Origin of the sequence: Gordonia sp. VNK1 (genome assembly GCF_040049135.1) — a bacterium.
Lineage (GTDB): Bacteria > Actinomycetota > Actinomycetes > Mycobacteriales > Mycobacteriaceae > Gordonia > Gordonia oleivorans.
This window is the reverse complement of the sequence record NZ_JBDZDJ010000007.1, coordinates 19442-37665: the sequence shown is the minus strand read 5'-3', so window position 1 is coordinate 37665 and position 18224 is coordinate 19442. Positions and strand designations below refer to the sequence as shown.

The following is an 18224-nucleotide window of genomic DNA, read 5'->3' as shown; positions in this document are numbered from 1 at the left end:
CCCATCGGGGAACACAGCGGGCGTCGTGGTATTCGATTGGGCGCGATCAGCTCTCGCTGCTGCCCTCGCCTGCCTTGGTCAATTCGACCGGGGCATCCGGCAATTCGCGGGGCTTCTCCGAGCCGGTGAAGGTGAACTTGGCATCCTCGCCGTCGCCTTCGCCGTCCCAGCCTTCCACGTCGATGAGGACGATCTGGCCCGGCGTGATGTCACCGAACAGGATCTTCTCCGACAGCTGATCCTCGATCTCGCGCTGGATGGTCCGACGCAACGGACGGGCACCGAGCACCGGATCGAAGCCGCGCTTGGCCAGCAAGGACTTGGCCTTGTCGGTGACCTCGATGGCCATGTCCTTGTTGCGCAGCGCGGTCTCCACCCGGTTGAGCATGAGATCGACCATCTGGATGATCTCTTCCTGCGTCAACTGGTGGAAGACGACGATGTCGTCGATACGGTTGAGGAACTCCGGGCGGAAGTGCTTCTTCAGCTCGTCGTTGACCTTCATCTTCATGCGCTCGTAGTTCGACTTGGAGTCGTCGCCCTTGCTGAAGCCCAGACCGACGGCCTTGGAGATGTCGGAGGTTCCGAGGTTCGAGGTGAAGATCAGCACGGTGTTCTTGAAGTCGACCGTGCGACCCTGACCGTCGGTGAGGCGGCCGTCCTCAAGGACCTGCAACAAGGTGTTGTAGATCTCCGAGTGGGCCTTCTCGATCTCGTCGAACAGCACCACCGAGAACGGCTTGCGGCGCACCTTCTCGGTGAGCTGGCCGCCCTCTTCGTAGCCGACGTAGCCGGGAGGCGCGCCGAACAGACGCGACGCGGTGAACCGGTCGTGGAACTCACCCATGTCGATCTGGATGAGCGCGTCGTCGTCGCCGAACAGGAAGTTGGCCAGCGCCTTGGACAGCTCGGTCTTACCGACGCCGGACGGGCCGGCGAAGATGAACGAACCGGACGGGCGCTTCGGGTCCTTCAGGCCTGCGCGGGTGCGGCGGATCGCCTTGGAGACGGCCTTGACCGCATCCTCCTGGCCGATGATCCGCTTGTGCAGTTCCTCCTCCATGCGGAGCAGACGGGTGGTCTCCTCCTCGGTGAGCTTGAACACCGGGATACCGGTCCAGTTGCCCAGCACCTCGGCGATCTGCTCGTCGTCGACCTCGGCCACGACGTCCAGATCACCACTGCGCCACTGCTTTTCACGCTCGGCACGCTCGGCGACGAGCTGCTTCTCCTTGTCCCGCAGGCCGGCGGCCTTCTCGAAGTCCTGCGCGTCGATCGCGCTTTCCTTCTCCTTGCGGGCGTCCGCGATCCGCTCATCGAACTCACGCAGGTCCGGCGGTGCGGTCATCCGGCGGATGCGCATCCGGGCTCCGGCCTCGTCGATCAGGTCGATCGCCTTGTCCGGCAGGAAGCGGTCGTTGATGTAGCGGTCGGCCAGGGTGGCCGCGGCGACGAGCGCACCGTCGGTGATGGACACCCGGTGGTGGCTCTCGTAGCGATCGCGCAGACCCTTGAGGATCTCGATGGTGTGCTCCACCGACGGCTCGCCCACCTGCACCGGCTGGAAGCGGCGCTCAAGCGCGGCATCCTTCTCGATGTACTTGCGGTACTCGTCGAGGGTGGTGGCACCGATGGTCTGCAGCTCTCCGCGGGCCAGCTTCGGCTTCAGGATCGACGCGGCGTCGATCGCGCCCTCGGCGGCACCCGCGCCGACGAGCGTGTGCAGCTCGTCGATGAACAGGATGATGTCGCCGCGGGTGTTGATCTCCTTGAGCACCTTCTTGAGGCGTTCCTCGAAGTCACCGCGGTAGCGGCTGCCCGCGACCAGCGACCCGAGGTCGAGGGTGTAGAGCTGCTTGTCCTTGAGCGTCTCGGGCACATGACCGTTGACGATGGCCTGGGCGAGACCCTCGACGACGGCGGTCTTGCCGACGCCGGGCTCACCGATGAGCACCGGGTTGTTCTTGGTGCGGCGGCTCAGCACCTGCATCACGCGCTCGATTTCCTTCTCGCGCCCGATGACGGGGTCGAGTTTGCCCTCCGACGCGGCCGCGGTCAGGTTTCGACCGAACTGGTCGAGGACCAGCGAGGTCGACGGGGTGCCACCCTGCTCGGTGGAGCGACCACCGGTACCGGCCTCCTGCGGCTCCTTGCCCTGGTAGCCGGAGAGCAGCTGGATGACCTGCTGACGCACCCGGTTGAGGTCGGCGCCGAGCTTGACCAGCACCTGCGCCGCCACGCCCTCACCCTCGCGGATGAGGCCGAGCAGGATGTGCTCGGTGCCGATGTAGTTGTGGCCGAGTTGCAGCGCCTCACGCAGCGACAACTCGAGGACCTTCTTGGCACGCGGCGTGAACGGGATGTGCCCCGACGGCGCCTGCTGGCCCTGACCGATGATCTCCTCGACCTGACTGCGCACACCCTCGAGGGAGATGCCGAGGGACTCGAGTGCCTTGGCGGCGACTCCCTCACCCTCGTGGATCAGGCCGAGCAGGATGTGCTCGGTGCCGATGTAGTTGTGGTTGAGCATCCGCGCCTCTTCTTGGGCGAGCACGACAACCCGCCGAGCGCGGTCGGTGAACCGTTCGAACATTGTTCTCCCTCATTTCGCTTTCGCCCCGGCCGTCGTGTTGTCCCGATGATCACCGAGCGTTCGGTGATCGAGATAGGCGACAACTGCGATGGTGTCGGGGTACACGACGACCAGCCTGCTTCCACTCTAGAGGTCGTGTGGTGTGCACCTGCAGTTAACGCCCGCCTGAAGTGATGTCGAAACGGGTGACGACGGGGGTTCGAGCTGTACAACCGCCCTGCATGGCAGGGTGTTCCGGCCTCGCTACGCCGAGAGCGAACGCGGGGCGATCAACCCTTTTCGGTCGTGAAGGAGTCGACGATCCGATCGAGGATCGCGGTCACCTGCGCGGTCGCGGTGGCCGAGTCCTCGGCTGCGGCCACGAACAACGCCGACTCGTCGAGCGCGCCGAGTGCTACATGCGCCATCGGCCGGGTGGGCCCCGGGATGATCTGTCCGGCCTCCATTGCCGCGGCGAGCAGGGATTCGACGAGGGCGAAGCCGAACTCCTCTCCGCGCGCCCGCCACGCCGCCCAACCGAGTACCGCCGGCGCATCGACAAGGCCGATCGTCTGGGCGGCCGGATCGTGAAAGTACTCCAGAAATGCACGAATGCCCGCTTTGAGGGCGGCCACCGGATCGGCGTCCACGAGTTCGGCCGCCGCATCGGCGCAGAAGCGGGCCACGTCCTGCTCCAGCTCATCGAAGACGGCCGTGAAGAGTCCCCTCTTGTCGTCGAACTGGTGATAGAGCGCTCCGCGAGTCACCCCGGCGCGCTCGACGATCGCCTGGGTTCCGACGCCCGCGTATCCGTCACGTCCGAAAAGCTCCCGTCCGGCACCGACCAGCGCCGCACGGGTGGCTGCAGTGCGCTCCGCCTGTGTTCTACGACCATTGACATTCATACTGTGTGTACGTAACTTCCATACGCAGTGTTCGTAACTTGTTCGGCAACACTACCGGGAGGTCCCGATGCCATCGGTCCATACGCTCGAACTCCCGTCGGGAGTCCTCGAGTACCGTGAGGCGGCGCCCACGGGTCACGCCACCACCCTGCCGCCCGTCGTCTTCGTGCACGGAGTGGTCGTCGACGGCCGGATGTGGGAGTCGGTGGCCGCACGTCTCGGCGCGGCAGGGTTCCACTGCTATATGCCCACGCTCCCGCTGGGCGCCCACCGCATTCCCTGGGGGGCGGACGCCGATCGTTCTCCGCGTGGCGCGGCAACGTTGGTTCGTGAATTCGTCGCCGAACTCGGCCTGTCCGAGGCCATCCTGGTCGGCTGCGACACCGGCGGCGCAATCTGCCAGTTCGCGCTCGACGCCGATCCCGGCTTCGTCCGACGGGTGGTCTTCACCAATTGCGATGCCTTCGGACAATTTCCACCACAGCCGTTCCGCATCATCTTCGGCCTTCTCACGCAGCGACCACTGCTGCGACCGCTCATCGCCGGGCCATTGCAGATCCGAGCACTGCGTCATAGCGCTCTCGGCGTGGGACTTCTGATCACCGACCCCGACCCCGCGTACACACGCTCGGTCTTCGATCCGCTGCGGACCGATCCGGCCATCCGCGATGACTTCGTCACGTTCCTGCGCGCCATCGATCGACGAGAACTCGCCGAGTTGACGCCTCGACTATCCCGGGTGACATGTCCCGTGTCGGTGGTGTGGGGCCTGTCCGACAAGGCATTTCGTCCTGCCCTCGGCCGACGGTTGGCAGCGGTGTTCGAGCAGGCCGAGTTCATCGAGGTCGCAAACTCCCGCACGTTCGTGGCGATGGATCAACCGGAGGCACTCGCCGAGGCGATCATCGCGATCAGCCGGAAGGTGGGTATCACGACCGAATGACAATTCCTGAACTCCGCTAACAATCCTCGGGTGACGTCGATGTGACCAGTACGGAATCAACTTCCGGGGTCGGGATCACGGTCGGGAACGAACGCCACCACATCGAGGAAGGCCGCATCATGATCGATCCATCACAAACCTCCCGCGCATCCACACGTCGTCGCCCACGCACTCTGCGGCGCCTGATGATCGCGTGCCTGTCGGTGACCGGCATCGTCGCCGGCACCCTCGGCGCCACGTCGATCGGCGCCGGCGACGCCGCGGCCGCACCCAACGGCAGCGGACACGGTATGTGCTTCGACATCAACTCCGCCCTGGCCCGCACCTCGGCCGCCAAGGTCGGCCGCGACGTCAACGGCGGAACCTTCGTCCCCTATCGGGCCAGCAACAATCCGATCTCCCGCGGCTGCAACCTCGACTGGATGCTGGTGAACGGCAACGGGATCGGCGATGCCACCTACCAGTCGCGGGTACTGCTGTTCGCCGGCGGACGATTCCTGGGGACCGTCGATCCGAAGCCCTTCGGTTACACCAGCATCTCCGGTTACTCGCCCTATCACGTCACCGTCCGCTACCGCTGGCTGCTTCCCCAGGACGCCTTCTGCTGCGCGAGCGGTGGACCGACCTACGTCACCGCCTTCCAAGTCGCCGGCCAGGTGTTCCGGATCGGGACGTTCCCGCCCAGTTAGTGCATGCGTCCGGCGCCACGAGATCGGGTAGGTTCCGCACATGATCGATCCCCACGCCTGGGCCGGGGCGCCGTTCACCTATCCCGAGGTCGGGGCGACGGCGTCCACCCCGCCCGCCGATGCACATGCGATCGTCGTCGAACGCGTCGTCGGGGCGGGCCGCACCGATTTCGCCACCTCCGCGGAATTCATCCTCGCCTACGGCATGCAGCGCGGCGCCGGACTGCGCGTGCACGCGAGCACCCCGGCCGCCGCCGTCGGCACGATCATGGTGATGTCGGCGCCGGCGTTCGGGCGCATCCGGATTCCGTGCCGGGTGGTCTACGTCCTCGACGAGCCCGATCGGGCCGGTTTCGCCTACGGCACCCTCGCGGGGCATCCCGAGAGCGGCGAGGAATTGTTCAGCGTCGAGCACCGCGCCGACGACTCCGTCGTTGCGGTGATCCGGGCCTTTTCCCGCCCGGGACGCTGGTACACCCGACTGGGCGGACCGCTGGTGAGAGCGGTGCAGGCCGCGACGACGCGTCGCTATCTCGCCGCGGTCGCCGACGCCGTCGGCGCGCACTGATCAGAAATACTTTCCCCGAGACCGTCGGATTTCCGCCTCCGCCGACGACGATAGAGATGTGAGCGGTCAACGCGGCGGTGCCCAAGCACTGCTGGAGTGCTACGACGAGGCACTGCCGGCGGTCTACGGGTACGTGCTGCGCCGCTGCTCGGACCGGGGCGTCGCCGAGGACGTGACGTCGGAGACCTTCCTGGCCGCGATGGACACCGTGCGCCGCGACACCGACCTGATGCCCACCGTGGCCTGGCTGATCGGGGTGGCACGCCACAAGCTGGCCGATCACTGGCGCCGCGCCCAACGCACTCCCGAGCCGGTCGATGGGATCCCGGAGACCGCCGCCGACGACTGGGACGCGCATCTCGATCGGATGATCGCCCATCACACACTCGCCCAGCTCTCCCCGATCCACCGCGCGGCGCTGACCCTGCGCTACGTCGACGACCTCCCGGTCGCCGAATGTGCCGCGCTGCTCGACCGCACGGTCGGCGCCACCGAGGCACTGCTCACCCGGGCCAAGCGAGCGTTTCGCGCGGCCTACCCCGAGGAGACGACCCACCCCGAGCAGACCCGGCCATCCCGGAAAGGAGGACGCGCATGAGCACCGACGGGACCGAATTCGGGTCGACGACAGATCCTTTCGTCGCACTGCGCGCGCCGACCGGACCGGAATGGACCGATCCGATCGCACCCGACCCCGACTTCGCCGCGCGCCTTCGTGATCTCCTCGAGCGCGGCGCCACCCTACCGACAGGAGTTCTCATGTCCACCACCACCGTCGATGACCTCACCGCGCCCACCGACTCCACCGCACCGGTCGTCGAACGGCCCGGCGCCCTCCCCTACCTCACCGTGCGCGATGCCCGCGCGGCCATCGGCTGGTACGTCGAACACCTCGGGGCACGGCTTCGCGGTGAGCCGATCCTGATGGACGACAACACCATCGGGCACGCCGAACTCGAGATCGGCGACGGCGTGCTCTATCTCGCCGAGGAGTTCCCCGACATGGGTTTGCGGGCACCGGGTCCCGGCCACGTGTCGGTGAGCCTGATGCTCCCGGTGCCCAGCGCCGACGCGGCCCTGCAGAACGCCCGCGGCGGGGGCGCGATCGTGACCCGGGAACCGTACGAGGCACACGGCACCCGATCGGCCACCATCATCGATCCCTTCGGTCATCGGTGGATGCTCACCGGCCCGGTGCTCGCGACCACCGTTGCACCCGAGCCGCTCCGGCCCGGCGATATCGCCTACCTGTCGCTACAGACCCCCGACGTCGAGAAGGCCGCGCGCTTCTACGGTGCGGTATTGGGCTGGGAATACGATCCGGCACATCGTCAGGTCACCAATCTCGGTCACCGGCTGGGCATTTCGGCCGCGAGCGACTACGGGGTGAACACCCTGTTCTGCGTGTACGCCGTCGACGACTTCGACGCCGCGCACGCGGCGATCGTCGCCGCCGGTGGTCGCGCCGGCGAGGTGTCGACGGCCGGCGACGGCGTGCAGGTCCTCGACGCCGTCGACGACCAGGGCGTCGCCTTCTCGGCGTACATCCCTCAGGCGAATGACCAACGCATGCACCAGCATCCGTCCGGTCATGGCGAGATGTCGTATCTCACGGTGCACACCCCCGACAGCGCTCGGCTGCGGTCGTTCTACGGCTCCGTGCTGGGCTGGTCGTTCACACCCGGGCGCATCGACGACGGCTGGGAGGTGGATGGCGCCCATCCGCAGATCGGCGTCGCCGGTGGCGCGGATTCGTCTGTCGCCGAACCGATGTGGAGTGTCTCCGACATCGACGCCGCGGTCGCACGGGTGCGCGATGCCGGCGGCCGAGTGCTGCGCGAACCCGATCGTCAGGCCTACGGGATCACCGCGCACTGCGTCGACGACCAGGGCGCGCGGTTCTACCTCGGTCAGCTCTTCTGACGCGACTCGTCGAACGCCTCGCGTGACCGCGCGACGCTTCCGACGCTGCCCTCGACGAGTTCGATCAACCCCAACAGTCGTGCCGCCACGTCGGCACCGAGTTCGGTCAGCGAATACTCCACCTTCGGCGGAATCGACTGCAGCACCGTTCGATTCACGAATCCGTCGCGCTCGAGGTGCTGCAGCGTCTGGGACAGCATCCGCTCGCTCACCCCGTCGACGCGGCGACGCAGGGCACTGAACCGCAGATCCCCCTCGCCGAGTGCGACCAGCGCGAGCAGCCCCCAGCGACTGGTGACGTTCTGCAGGATGTCGCGCGAGGCGCAGTCGCGGGCGAAAACATCGGCCATCAGAACCGGGTCCGGGCCCAGCCCATCGCCGACCGAGTCGATCCCGGGGTCGGTGGCGGCAGGCTCGGCGGACATGACAGTCATCGTATGCCCTGATCGACGCCTGTGCTAACTCCAGTGTTTGCACTGCACGAATAGTAAGTGCATGATGATCGGGAATCGTCAATCGAAGGAGCATCGTCATGACCAGCTACGCCGTGACCGGGGCCACCGGAGCCCTGGGTGGCCTCGCCGTGTCCGCACTCATCGACCGGGGCGTCGCACCCGCCGACATCCACGCCGTCGTGCGCGACCCCGACAAGGCGGCCGCGCTGCGTGATCTCGGCGTGGACGTGCGCGTCGCCGACTACTCCGACCCGGCCGCCCTGCGCGCCGCGCTCACCGGCGTCGACCGACTGCTCCTCGTGTCGGGATCGGAAATCGGATCACGAGTCCCCCAGCACCGCAACGTGATCGAAGCCGCCGCCGAGACCGGCGTGACCCTCGTCGCCTACACGAGCGTCGTGCGGGCCGACACCTCGCCGTTGACCCTGGCACAGGAGCATGCCGCGACGGAGAAGATCCTCGTCGAATCCGGCGTCGGGTATGTCCTGCTGCGCAACGGCTGGTACTGGGAGAACTACCTGCAGTCGGCGCCGGCCGCGATCGAATCGGGCGTGCTGTACGGCGCGGCCGGGACGGGCACCGTCGGCGGGGCGGCTCGTGCCGACTTCGCCGGTGCGGCCGCCGCCGCCCTCGTCGACGCGGCGGGCGCGGAGATCTATGAACTCACCGGCGACGAGCACCTCACCTACCCGGAGATCGCCGCGGCACTCGCACAGGTCAGCGGCCGGCCGGTCGCCTATCAGGACCTCCCCGAGGCCGACTACGCCGCCGGACTCGAGCAGGCCGGCATCCCGGCACAGTTCGCGGCGATCCTCGCGGACTCGGATGCGGGCGTGGCGCGCGGCGACCTCGATTCCGACTCGACCGCGTTGCACGATCTGCTCGGGCGGCCCACCACACCGCTGGTCGACGTCCTGCGTGCCGGGCTGGTCAGCGCCACCGCCTGAGCTCCGCCTGCCCGCCGCCTGGCCTCCCGACGCCGGCCGGTCGACGTGATTGACTGTTCGCCATGTCACTTCGCGCCGACCTGCGCCGTCTGGCCCACCGCCTCCCGTTCGGGATCGGGACCGTCGTCGCGATCCTGGCGGCCGCGATGGTGGCCTCGGTCGGCGCGGTCCTGGCGATGGGCACTCCCGACGACGCCGACACGGCGCACGACTACGGACAGTTGCGGTCGTATCCGCACACACCGGCCGTGGCGTGGACGATCACCGACCGGCGCCTGCCCGGCTACACCGCCGCCGTCGGACGGATCGAGGTCGCGGCCACCCATGGCGACGAGTGGCTGCTCAGCTACCCGTCGGGCATCGGGCGCAGTTACCTGCTCGTCGACCGCGGCGACGGCCACGCGCTGTGGCCGTCGCCAGTGCGGGCGGGCACCGGGAGTTGCGACATCACCGACGACGGTGTGGTGGGATGTGCCGTCAACGCGAGCAGCGACCTCGCCGAGGGCTTCTATCTCGTCGAGGACGACGGCACACCCACCGCGGTGCCGGGGGACGACGATTCGGCGAAGGTCGTCGCCGTCGGCCACAACTTCGCGCACATCGACGCGACCGGATATCAGATCACGATGCGCACGCCGTCGGGCCGCACGCTGTGGTCGCGCTCGTTCTCCGACAGCGCCACGCCGGAGGTCACCGCCAACGGCCTCCTGATGATCACCACCTCCGGCGGTGCGCGATTCATCGTCGACCGTGGCACCGGCGCCGACCTGCTGACGTGCTCGGGCTGCACGATCAACGTCTATCCCACCGGCATCACCGTCGACCACACCGACGCCGACACCCGCACCTTCGATTCCTATGCCGTCGACGACGGTCGGATCGATCCGACCCCCACCGCGCACAAGGACGGCTGGCACGTCATACCGGGGCCGTCGACCCTTCCGGTGCTGGCCCTGACCGGGCTCGCGCAGATGCAGGCGACCGACGGGCTCTATGTGATCGTCGACCCGGCCCGATCCGGCGCACTCTGGCAGGTGACCGATCCCGAACTCTCCAAGGCCAACACCCGCCCCTGCGGCCGCTACGTCGCGTTCGCGCTGAAGGATCGTTCGCGGTCGATTCATGCACTGTCCGACGGTTCGGCGGTCGGTTCGCTGCCGGCGCCGTCGTTCGAGGACCCCAACGGCAACCTCGACAATCTGCGGTGCGTCGGATCCAGCGGAGGCCTCTTGGTCTTCGCCAACGGCGCGCGGATCTCCGCGGTCGATCCGGCCACCGAGTCGACCGCGTGGTCGGTCGACGTGAACGGGGCCGTCGACAGCGTCGACGGTTTCATCGTGGCGCATGAGGGAAGCACGCTGCGGGTCTTCCAGCCCAGTTGAGCGATGCGTTGTGGCGGGTATCACATCGCTTCACTCGCGTCCGGGATGACCTGCATCGGCGTGGGTGACGCTCAGCCGACTCCCAGGATTTGATAACGACCAGATAACGGATTGGACACGCTGACGTGTAGCGTCGTCGGCGGTCCGCGACCGAACAGATGCTCGCGGGCCTCGATGTACCCGAGATGTTCTGAGGTCCGACCGTTGGGAAAGCACTCCAAGCCACGCTCGCCGCTCCTTCCGCGAGCGCGTAAACCGTTGATGGCCACCGCCTTGATCCCGGTCGTCGGCGCCTTTGCCGCCGCGGCCGCCGCAGCCACCGACGACGGCGGGCAGGCCGTCGCCCAACCCGCCGCGACGTCGACGCCCTCCGCGTCACACGCCGCGTCGTCGGCCTCCCCGGAGGCGGTCGGCGCACCCGTGCCCGCGGCGCACACCGCAATCACCGCGACACCCGCCGTCGCCACCCCGGCCGCGGCACCGTTGCCCGCCAGCGTGACCGACGGAGCGGTTCCGACGATCAACTTCGAGGCCTACCGCAAGGCCGCCGACACGATCGCCCGCACCGAGCCGGTGTGTGGCATCGACTGGAAGCTGATCGCCGGCATCGGCAAGGTCGAGTCGCACCACGCCAACAACGGCGACGCCGACGCGTCCGGCCGCCTGCGCACGCCGATCTTCGGCCCCACCCTCGACGGCTCGTTGGCCGGCAATCAGGTGATCACCGACACCGACGGAGGACGCCTCGACGGAGATGCCGTCCACGACCGGGCGGTCGGGCCGATGCAGTTCATCCCGGCGACGTGGCAGAAGTACGCGGCCGACGGCAACGGCGACGGCGTGGCCGACCCGCAGAACATCTTCGACGCGGCCCTCACGACCGCCCGCTATCTCTGCGACGGTGGCCTCGATCTGCGCAATGCCGCGGCCCAGACGACCGCGGTGCTGCGCTACAACAATTCGATGACCTACGTCTCCGACGTCCTGGGGTTCGCGCGCGGGTACTGACGCGGGCACGGTGTGTGATGACGCGGGACCGGCAACACGATGGGACCCACCACAGTTGACTTCCCCGACCCACTGGATAGAGTGACGTTACCCATCGGGGAATTCGACATCGTGAACTCCCCGTCCTCATTTGCGAACGGAGAGTTCATGAGGCGCATCCTGCGCATCGTCACCGTGGTTGTCGGTCTGCTCTTGGCCCTGACACCCGCATTCACGGCACACGCCGCACCGCTCGCACCCGTCGGTGGTGGTAGCGGCATCGTCATCGACTCGCGGTACGGCTGCACGATGACGACTGTGGGACACGATCGCGCCGGACGACTCATCGGCCTCACCGCCGGCCACTGCGGCGATGTCGGATCGCGAATCTCGTTGGAGAACAACCCCCGAGCCGGGGTCATCGGCCGCATCGTCCAGAAGAGCAAGCCAGGTGACTACGCGGTGATCCAGCTCGACACCAACCGCGTGTTCGGCACCCGGACCGCCGGCGGAGCCACCATCCGTTCCGTCGGAGCGTTCCCGCCTGCCGGCGCGTCGGTCTGTAAGACCGGACGCACCACCGGTTTCAGCTGCGGCCCGGTCCTGCAGACCTCCAGCACCGACAGCCTCAGCTACGTCTGCGCCAACCACGGCGACTCCGGTGGCCCGGTGCTGTCGGGCAACCGCGTCGTCGGCATGCTCAACGGGGGACTGATCGTCGGTATCCCCGGCACGCCGCTGCGAGGTGCCATCGGCTGCATCCATCCCGCCGTCCCGGTCTACACACCGATGGTCGCCACCAAGATGACCGCCATCATCGGCGACATGAACTACTACGGACGCTACGGAGCCGGTTTCCGTCCGATCTGAATGACGTTGACAGCGCCCTGAATAACGTTGACAGCGCCCTCTCGAATGCTCACCGCACTCGGGAGGGCGCTGTCAGCGTGAGGGAGAGCGCCGTCACCGGGCGACGGGCTGCCGGTCGGGGTTGCTAGTCGGCGCTCAGAAATGCTTGCAGGGCAGCCGAATACATCGGTACGTCGGCGGCGCCCATCATCTCCCGGGCACTGTGCATCGCCAACTGGGGCGCACCGACGTCGATGGTCATCAGACCGGTGCGGGTGGCGGTGATGGGGCCGATCGTCGAACCACAGGGCAGGTCGGCGCGATGGATGTAGCGCTGCATCGGCACCCCGGCGGTGTCGCAGGCGAGGGCGAAGATGGCCTCCCCCACCGCATCCGAGGCGTAGCGCAGATTCTGATTCACCTTGAGCACCGGACCGCCGTTGATCGCGATGCGGTGTGACGGTTCGTGCCGCTCCGGATGATTGGGGTGGGTGGCATGCGCCATGTCCCCGGACACGCAGACACTCGAGGCCATCGCCTGCAGGTAGTCGGCACGGGTTCCGCCGCGCGTCAACACGATTCGTTCGAGGGTCGTCGCCAGGAAGTCCGACGCGGCGCCCCGTTCGGACCCGCTGCCGACCTCTTCGTGATCGAACAACGCCAGCACCCGGGTGTGGATCGACGGCGCACCGTCGAGCAACGCGCGCAGCCCGGCGTAACAGGTCCCCTGATTGTCCAGGCGGGGCGCGCTGAGCAAGTCGCGATCGGCACCGATCAGTCCCGACGGCGCGATGTCGTGGGTCATCAGTTCCCAGCCGAGCAACGACTCCGGTTCGATACCGGCGTATTCGGCCACCCACTTCAGCACACTCGGCACGTCGTCGCCGATCCCCCAGATGCCGTCGACGTGACGCTGCGGATCCGGTGTGACACCCTTGCGGTCGGCGGAGAGGTGGATCGCCAACTGCGGCACCCGCACCACCGGTTCGGTCACGTGAACCAGCGTGTGCGCCACGGTGTTTCCCGATCGGTACGCCAGCCGCCCGGACAGCCCGAGGTCACGGTCCAGCCACGAGTTCAGCCACGCCCCGCCGTACGGTTCGAGCGCGATCATCGCGACGCCCGCACTCATCCGATCCGGGTGCTGCTTGAGTCGCAGGTTGGGGCTGTCGGTGTGGCCGCCGACGATGCGGAAGTCGTTGCCGTCACCGAGATCCCACGCGATGATCGAGCCACCGCGGATGACGTAGAACTTCCGATCCGGTGACGGGATCGACGCGTCCTGCTCGGTGAGCCACTCGTGTTCCTCGAACAACCGCCGAAAACCCGCCTCCTCCAACGTCTTCGCGACGGTGGCACAGACGTGGAAGGGTGACGGCGAGGCGTCGATGAACTCGCCGAGCCCGCCGGCGGTGGCCGAGGTGGACAGACTCATGCGCGGCGACTCATGCGGCCGAGAGCACCGCGTCGATGGCCGAGTAGAACATCCCCAGACCGTCGTCGCTCGGGCCGGTCAGGGCCTCGGTGGCGTGCTCGGGGTGCGGCATCAGCCCGACGATGCGGCCGTCGGGGCTGCTGATCCCGGCGATGTCGAGCGCGGAACCGTTGGGATTGCCGCCCGCGTAGGTGAAGACGATGAGGCCCTCCCCCTCGAGTTCCTCGAGTTTGCGTTGCGGGGCGACGTAGCGGCCCTCACCGGACTTCAGTGGGATGAGGATCTCCGCGCCCCGCTCGAACCGCGAACTCCAGGCGGTGGTGGTCGATTCCACCCGCAGCCACTGATCGCGGCAGATGAAGTGCAAGCCCTCATTGCGGGTCAGGGCGCCGGGCAGCAGACCGGCCTCGCACAGCACCTGGAATCCGTTGCAGATGCCGAGCACCGGCATGCCCTTGCCCGCGGCCTCGATGACCGAACCCATGACGGGCGCGAACTTCGCGATGGCGCCGGCGCGCAGGTAGTCGCCGTAGGAGAAGCCGCCCGGCACGATGACCGCGTCGACCCCCTTCAGGTCGGCGTCGCCGTGCCACAGGTCGACGGCCTCGGCGCCGGCGAGGCGGACCGCGCGGGCCGCGTCGACGTCATCGAGGGTGCCCGGGAAGGTGATGACCCCAATACGTGCGCTCATCTGCTCCCGACCTACTCCGAGACCCGGGAGACGCTGAAGTTCTCGATGACCGTGTTGGTCAGCAGTTCCTCGGCGATCCGCTCCAGGGTCACGTCGTCGACGCTGTCGTCGACCTCGAGTTCGAATCGCTTGCCCTGCCGGACGTCACCGATCCCGCTGAATCCCAGGCGCCCCAGTGCACCGACGATCGCCTGACCCTGCGGATCGAGGATCTCGGCCTTGGGCATCACGTCGACCACCACTCGTGCCATCGGCAATTGCTCCCATTCGGTATGTCCATGTGTCGCGTCGGAAAATGGACTTTGGCTGATCACGGGCTACCTTACCGGCATCACGGGCGCCCGCTCGCCCCGACCGGCGTCGGTCTACAGCGCCGCTTCGATGGCCTCGATCACCTCGGGGGCGGTCGGTTCGGTGCGCGGGCGGAACCGTGCGGTGACCTCACCGTCGGCGCCGACGACGAACTTCTCGAAGTTCCACTGGATGTCGCCGGCCTCGCCCTCGGCGTCGGTGGCCTGGGTCAGTTCGGCGTAGAGCGGATGGCGGTCGTCTCCGTTGACGTCGGTCTTTGCCAACAGCGGAAAGGTCACGCCGTAGTTCGTGGAGCAGAAGGTGGCGATCTCCTCCGGGCTGCCCGGCTCCTGTCCCATGAACTGGTTGCAGGGCACACCGACGACGGTGAGCCCGCGATCGGCGTACTTCTCGGCGATCTCTTCGAGACCCGTGTACTGCGGGGTGAGACCGCATTTGCTGGCGACGTTGACCACCAGCAGCGGGCCGTCGAAGTCCGACAGCGACAGCGCCGATCCGTCGAGGGCGGTGACCGGGATGTTCTTGACGTTGCTCATGGCATCCGAGCGTAGTCGCACTATGACCGAGCTCACCATTATTTGCGTTGGTGCGATAGTTGCGTCCCCGTTACTATTTCCCGGTGTCTTCCTCAGTCGATTCCGCGTGTGGCGCGCTCCGCGACTTCCTGGATCGATTGACCTGTCTCGGCAAGACGGCCGCCATGGATGATCTCGCCACCACCGACCTCACCCTCAGCCAGATCCGAACGCTGTTCGTGACCGGTGACGCCGAGGAACCGATGTCGGTGCACGAGATCGCCGATGCGATCGGTTTGTCGGTGGCCGCCACCGGCCGCACCGTCGACCGGCTGGTCAAGTCGGGATTCGTCGACCGCCGCGAAGATCCCGACGACCGTCGGGTCAAACGGGTCAGCCTCACCGCCGAGGGCCGCGCACTGATCGACAAGCAGTTGACCGTCCAGCAGGGCGTGCTCCGCACCTTCGTCGCCGGCTTGCCCTCCGAACACCAGGCCGCCCTGATCGCGGCACTCCGACCGATCGTCGACGCCGACGTCGACTACTTCGACCTCTCCCCCATCGACTCTTCCACTCGCAAGCAGAAAGTCACCTCATGACGACATCCTCCACCGGAGGTCATCTCCATTCCGGACCGCCGGACACCGGGCTCGACAAGCATGTGCTGAAGATCGCCGGCGTCGTCGTGCTCGGCGCCATCATGTCGATCCTCGACGTCACCGTGGTGTCGGTGGCGCAGAACACCTTCCAGGAAACCTTCGACACCGACGCCGCCGGCGCCGCCTGGACGATGACCGGCTACACCCTGGCGCTGGCCGCGGTGATCCCGCTGTCGAGTTGGGCCGCAGCACGTTTCGGCACCAAGAAGGTGTATCTGACGTCGCTGCTGCTGTTCCTGCTCGGCTCCGCCCTGTGCGCGGTCGCCTGGAACATCGGATCGCTGGTCGCCTTCCGCGTGGTCCAGGGTCTCGGCGGTGGTCTGCTGATGCCGATCGGCATGATGATCCTCACCAAGGCCGCCGGTCCCGAGCGGGTCGGTTCGGTGATGGCCGTCCTCGGTATCCCGATGCTGCTCGGCCCCATCGGTGGCCCCATCCTCGGTGGCCTGCTCATCGAGAAGGCCAGCTGGCACTGGGTGTTCCTGATCAACGTCCCGATCGGTCTGGTTGCCCTCGTCTATGCGTGGCTGGTGCTGCGTGATGACGAGGAGACCTCCCACCCGAGTATCGACATCGTCGGATTGCTGTTGCTCTCACCGGGTCTGGCACTGTTCCTCTACGGCATCTCCTCGTCCACCGAGGCCGGCACGTTCATCGACGCCAAGGTCCTCACGATCACCATCATCGGTTTACTGCTGATCATCGGGTTCGTGTTCCACGCCCTGCGCTCCAAGAATCCGCTGCTGGACCTGCGTCTGTTCAAGAACAAGACCCTGGCCATCGCCGTCATCACGATGACGACGTTCATGATCGCCTTCTTCGGTGCGGCACTGCTCTATCCGCAGTACTTCATCGGTGTGCGCGGCGAGTCCACCCTGATGGCCGGACTGCTGCTGGCACCGCAGGGACTCGGCGCGATGATCACGATGCCGATCGCCGGTCGCCTCACCGACAAGATGGGCCCCGGCAAGTTCGTCCTCGCCGGTATCGTGCTGATCTTCTGCGGCATGGGCTATTTCGTCTTCCTCGGCCCCGACACCCCGTACTGGGCACTGTGCATCGCGCTGTTCGTGCAGGGTCTGGGCATGGGTATGACGATGATGCCGATCATGTCCGCCGCGCTGGCCACCCTGAACAACAAGCAGGTCCCGGACGGTTCGACCCTGATGAACGTCGTTCAGCAGTCGGCGTCGTCGATCGGTACCGCGGTGATCTCGGTGGTCTTGGCCACCCTGTTCAAGGCACATCCGGAGTCGCTCATCGCGATCAGCAGCAACGCCGCCCCGGACAAGTACGAGGCGGGTGTGCAGGCCGGGCAGTTGCCCCCGGAACCGCCGCAGCAGTGGTTCGAGTGGGCCGCGAATGCGTTCGGCACCACCTTCATCATCGCCACCGTCCTGGTCGCGGTGACCCTCATCCCGGCGTTCTTCCTGCCCCGCAAGAAGATCGCCTCCCCGCTGGTCGAAGAGGACATGGATCGTCCGGCACCGACGATGTTGCACTGACGCTCCGCGTCGGGTTGCACTGACGCTCCGCGTCGGGTTGCACTGACGCTCTGCGTCGCACGATGCCCCGCACCCGTTCTCGGGTGCGGGGCATCGCCCGCTTGTCGCGATGAGTTTCGGTAAAAGTCGTGGTAGATCTACCGCTCGGGGCCGGTCGGGCCCTCTTCTCCGATCTGGAGCAATCAGTGCGCCTCGAGCGCGTCACCACGGCCGTGTTCCGTGGCGGAATCGTGGCGCACACCATGGTTCCGGTGTCAGATGCCGCCGACTGACACCCGAACACCGCCGGACGCACATACAGATGGGATGAATAGCGGGACTCACGTCAATAATTGTCGCGAGTCCCCTGAGCCATCCCGGTTATATGAGGTCCTCTCCCACTCAGACCGTGTGACCGCACCGGTCTGCTGCAGGATCCAGGCGATCTCGAAGGCGACTTCCTCCCACTGCTTGTACCGGCCGGACACGCCGCCGTGGCCGGCCGACATCTCCGTCTTGAGCAGGATGAGATTGTCCGAGGTGCTCAGATCCTGTAGCCGGGCAACCCATTTGGCCGCCTCGGTGAACAGCACACGGGTGTCGTTGAGCGAGGTCTGCGCGAGAATCGGCGGATAGGACAGGGCGGTGATCAGATGCCGCCGACTGACACCCGAACACCGCCGGACGCACATACAGATGGGACGAATAGCGGGACTCACGTCAATAATTGTCGTGAGTCCCCTGAGCCATCCCGGTTATATGAGGTCCTCTCCCACTCAGACCGAGACCGCACCGGTCTGCTGCAGGATCCAGGCGATCTCGAAGGCGACTTCCTCCCACTGCTTGTACCGGCCGGACACGCCGCCGTGGCCGGCCGACATCTCCGTCTTGAGCAGGATGAGATTGTC

The 18224-nt window shown here is 66.9% G+C and carries 18 protein-coding genes and 1 pseudogene; 11 read left to right on the top strand and 8 right to left on the bottom strand.

What is annotated here, in order from left to right; translation table 11 throughout:
• Nucleotides 1-46: 46 nt before the first annotated feature.
• Nucleotides 47-2593: an ATP-dependent Clp protease ATP-binding subunit gene (locus ABLE94_RS10620; RefSeq protein ID WP_348808712.1), complete on the bottom strand. Its 2547-nt coding sequence runs from the start codon at nt 2591-2593 to the stop codon at nt 47-49.
• Nucleotides 2594-2862: 269 nt separating this feature from the next.
• A complete protein-coding gene (locus ABLE94_RS10615; RefSeq protein WP_348804648.1) occupies nt 2863-3477 on the bottom strand; it encodes a TetR/AcrR family transcriptional regulator in 615 nt (204 codons plus the stop codon).
• Between the two features lie 67 nt (nt 3478-3544).
• Between ABLE94_RS10615 and ABLE94_RS10610 the strand changes: the two genes are divergently transcribed.
• From ABLE94_RS10610 to ABLE94_RS10590, 5 genes are all read left to right on the top strand, one after another.
• Nucleotides 3545-4420 carry an alpha/beta fold hydrolase gene (locus ABLE94_RS10610; RefSeq protein WP_348808711.1) on the top strand — a complete coding sequence of 292 codons (876 nt, stop codon included), beginning with the start codon at nt 3545-3547 and terminating at the stop codon, nt 4418-4420.
• 119 nt (nt 4421-4539) lie between these two features.
• Nucleotides 4540-5109, top strand: a complete 570-nt coding sequence (locus ABLE94_RS10605; RefSeq protein WP_348804646.1) for an LppP/LprE family lipoprotein — start codon at nt 4540-4542, stop codon at nt 5107-5109.
• Between the two features lie 40 nt (nt 5110-5149).
• The gene (locus ABLE94_RS10600) at nt 5150-5677 is read left to right on the top strand and encodes a DUF1990 domain-containing protein (RefSeq protein ID WP_348804645.1); all 528 of its coding nucleotides are present in this window, start codon (nt 5150-5152) and stop codon (nt 5675-5677) included.
• Nucleotides 5678-5735: 58 nt separating this feature from the next.
• On the top strand, nt 5736-6275 hold the full coding sequence (locus ABLE94_RS10595) for an RNA polymerase sigma factor (RefSeq protein ID WP_348804644.1): 540 nt from the start codon (nt 5736-5738) through the stop codon (nt 6273-6275).
• The gene (locus tag ABLE94_RS10590) at nt 6272-7600 is read left to right on the top strand and encodes a VOC family protein (protein WP_348804643.1); all 1329 of its coding nucleotides are present in this window, start codon (nt 6272-6274) and stop codon (nt 7598-7600) included. The genes ABLE94_RS10595 and ABLE94_RS10590 overlap by 4 nt, the downstream gene beginning before the upstream one ends.
• On the opposite strand, the gene ABLE94_RS10585 is transcribed toward ABLE94_RS10590, so the two are convergent.
• Nucleotides 7588-7950: a winged helix-turn-helix transcriptional regulator gene (locus ABLE94_RS10585; protein ID WP_348804880.1), complete on the bottom strand. Its 363-nt coding sequence runs from the start codon at nt 7948-7950 to the stop codon at nt 7588-7590. The genes ABLE94_RS10590 and ABLE94_RS10585 overlap by 13 nt on opposite strands.
• Before the next feature lie 182 nt (nt 7951-8132).
• On the opposite strand from ABLE94_RS10585, the gene ABLE94_RS10580 reads away from it, so the two are divergent.
• From ABLE94_RS10580 to ABLE94_RS10565, 4 genes are all read left to right on the top strand, one after another.
• Nucleotides 8133-9002 (top strand): NAD(P)H-binding protein, encoded by an 870-nt coding sequence (locus tag ABLE94_RS10580; RefSeq protein ID WP_348804642.1) that lies wholly within the window; start codon nt 8133-8135, stop codon nt 9000-9002.
• Nucleotides 9003-9064: 62 nt separating this feature from the next.
• The gene (locus ABLE94_RS10575; protein WP_348804641.1) at nt 9065-10384 is read left to right on the top strand and encodes a hypothetical protein; all 1320 of its coding nucleotides are present in this window, start codon (nt 9065-9067) and stop codon (nt 10382-10384) included.
• 204 nt (nt 10385-10588) lie between these two features.
• Nucleotides 10589-11392, top strand: coding sequence for a lytic transglycosylase domain-containing protein (locus ABLE94_RS10570; RefSeq protein WP_348804640.1), 804 nt, complete (start codon nt 10589-10591; stop codon nt 11390-11392).
• Nucleotides 11393-11539: 147 nt separating this feature from the next.
• Complete coding sequence (locus ABLE94_RS10565) at nt 11540-12241, top strand: S1 family peptidase (RefSeq protein ID WP_348804639.1); 702 nt, start codon at nt 11540-11542, stop codon at nt 12239-12241.
• Nucleotides 12242-12365: 124 nt separating this feature from the next.
• Here ABLE94_RS10565 and ABLE94_RS10560 read toward each other — a convergent pair whose 3' ends face one another.
• The 4 genes from ABLE94_RS10560 to ABLE94_RS10545 form a co-directional block, all read right to left on the bottom strand.
• Nucleotides 12366-13655 (bottom strand): M18 family aminopeptidase, encoded by a 1290-nt coding sequence (locus tag ABLE94_RS10560; RefSeq protein ID WP_348804638.1) that lies wholly within the window; start codon nt 13653-13655, stop codon nt 12366-12368.
• A gap of 10 nt (nt 13656-13665) precedes the next feature.
• Nucleotides 13666-14346 (bottom strand): phosphoribosylformylglycinamidine synthase subunit PurQ, encoded by a 681-nt coding sequence (gene purQ / locus ABLE94_RS10555; RefSeq protein ID WP_348804637.1) that lies wholly within the window; start codon nt 14344-14346, stop codon nt 13666-13668.
• Nucleotides 14347-14357: 11 nt separating this feature from the next.
• Nucleotides 14358-14597 carry a phosphoribosylformylglycinamidine synthase subunit PurS gene (gene purS / locus ABLE94_RS10550; RefSeq protein ID WP_348804636.1) on the bottom strand — a complete coding sequence of 80 codons (240 nt, stop codon included), beginning with the start codon at nt 14595-14597 and terminating at the stop codon, nt 14358-14360.
• A gap of 114 nt (nt 14598-14711) precedes the next feature.
• Nucleotides 14712-15194: a glutathione peroxidase gene (locus ABLE94_RS10545; RefSeq protein ID WP_348804635.1), complete on the bottom strand. Its 483-nt coding sequence runs from the start codon at nt 15192-15194 to the stop codon at nt 14712-14714.
• A gap of 83 nt (nt 15195-15277) precedes the next feature.
• On the opposite strand from ABLE94_RS10545, the gene ABLE94_RS10540 reads away from it, so the two are divergent.
• Together ABLE94_RS10540 and ABLE94_RS10535 are read left to right on the top strand one after the other, a co-directional pair.
• A complete protein-coding gene (locus ABLE94_RS10540) occupies nt 15278-15772 on the top strand; it encodes a MarR family winged helix-turn-helix transcriptional regulator (protein ID WP_348804634.1) in 495 nt (164 codons plus the stop codon).
• Nucleotides 15769-17337: a DHA2 family efflux MFS transporter permease subunit gene (locus tag ABLE94_RS10535; protein WP_348808710.1), complete on the top strand. Its 1569-nt coding sequence runs from the start codon at nt 15769-15771 to the stop codon at nt 17335-17337. The genes ABLE94_RS10540 and ABLE94_RS10535 overlap by 4 nt, the downstream gene beginning before the upstream one ends.
• A 320-nt stretch (nt 17338-17657) precedes the next feature.
• On the opposite strand, the pseudogene ABLE94_RS10530 reads toward ABLE94_RS10535, so the two are convergent.
• A pseudogene (locus tag ABLE94_RS10530) lies at nt 17658-17966 on the bottom strand (prolyl oligopeptidase family serine peptidase); the annotation flags it as partial.
• Nucleotides 17967-18224: the final 258 nt, after the last annotated feature.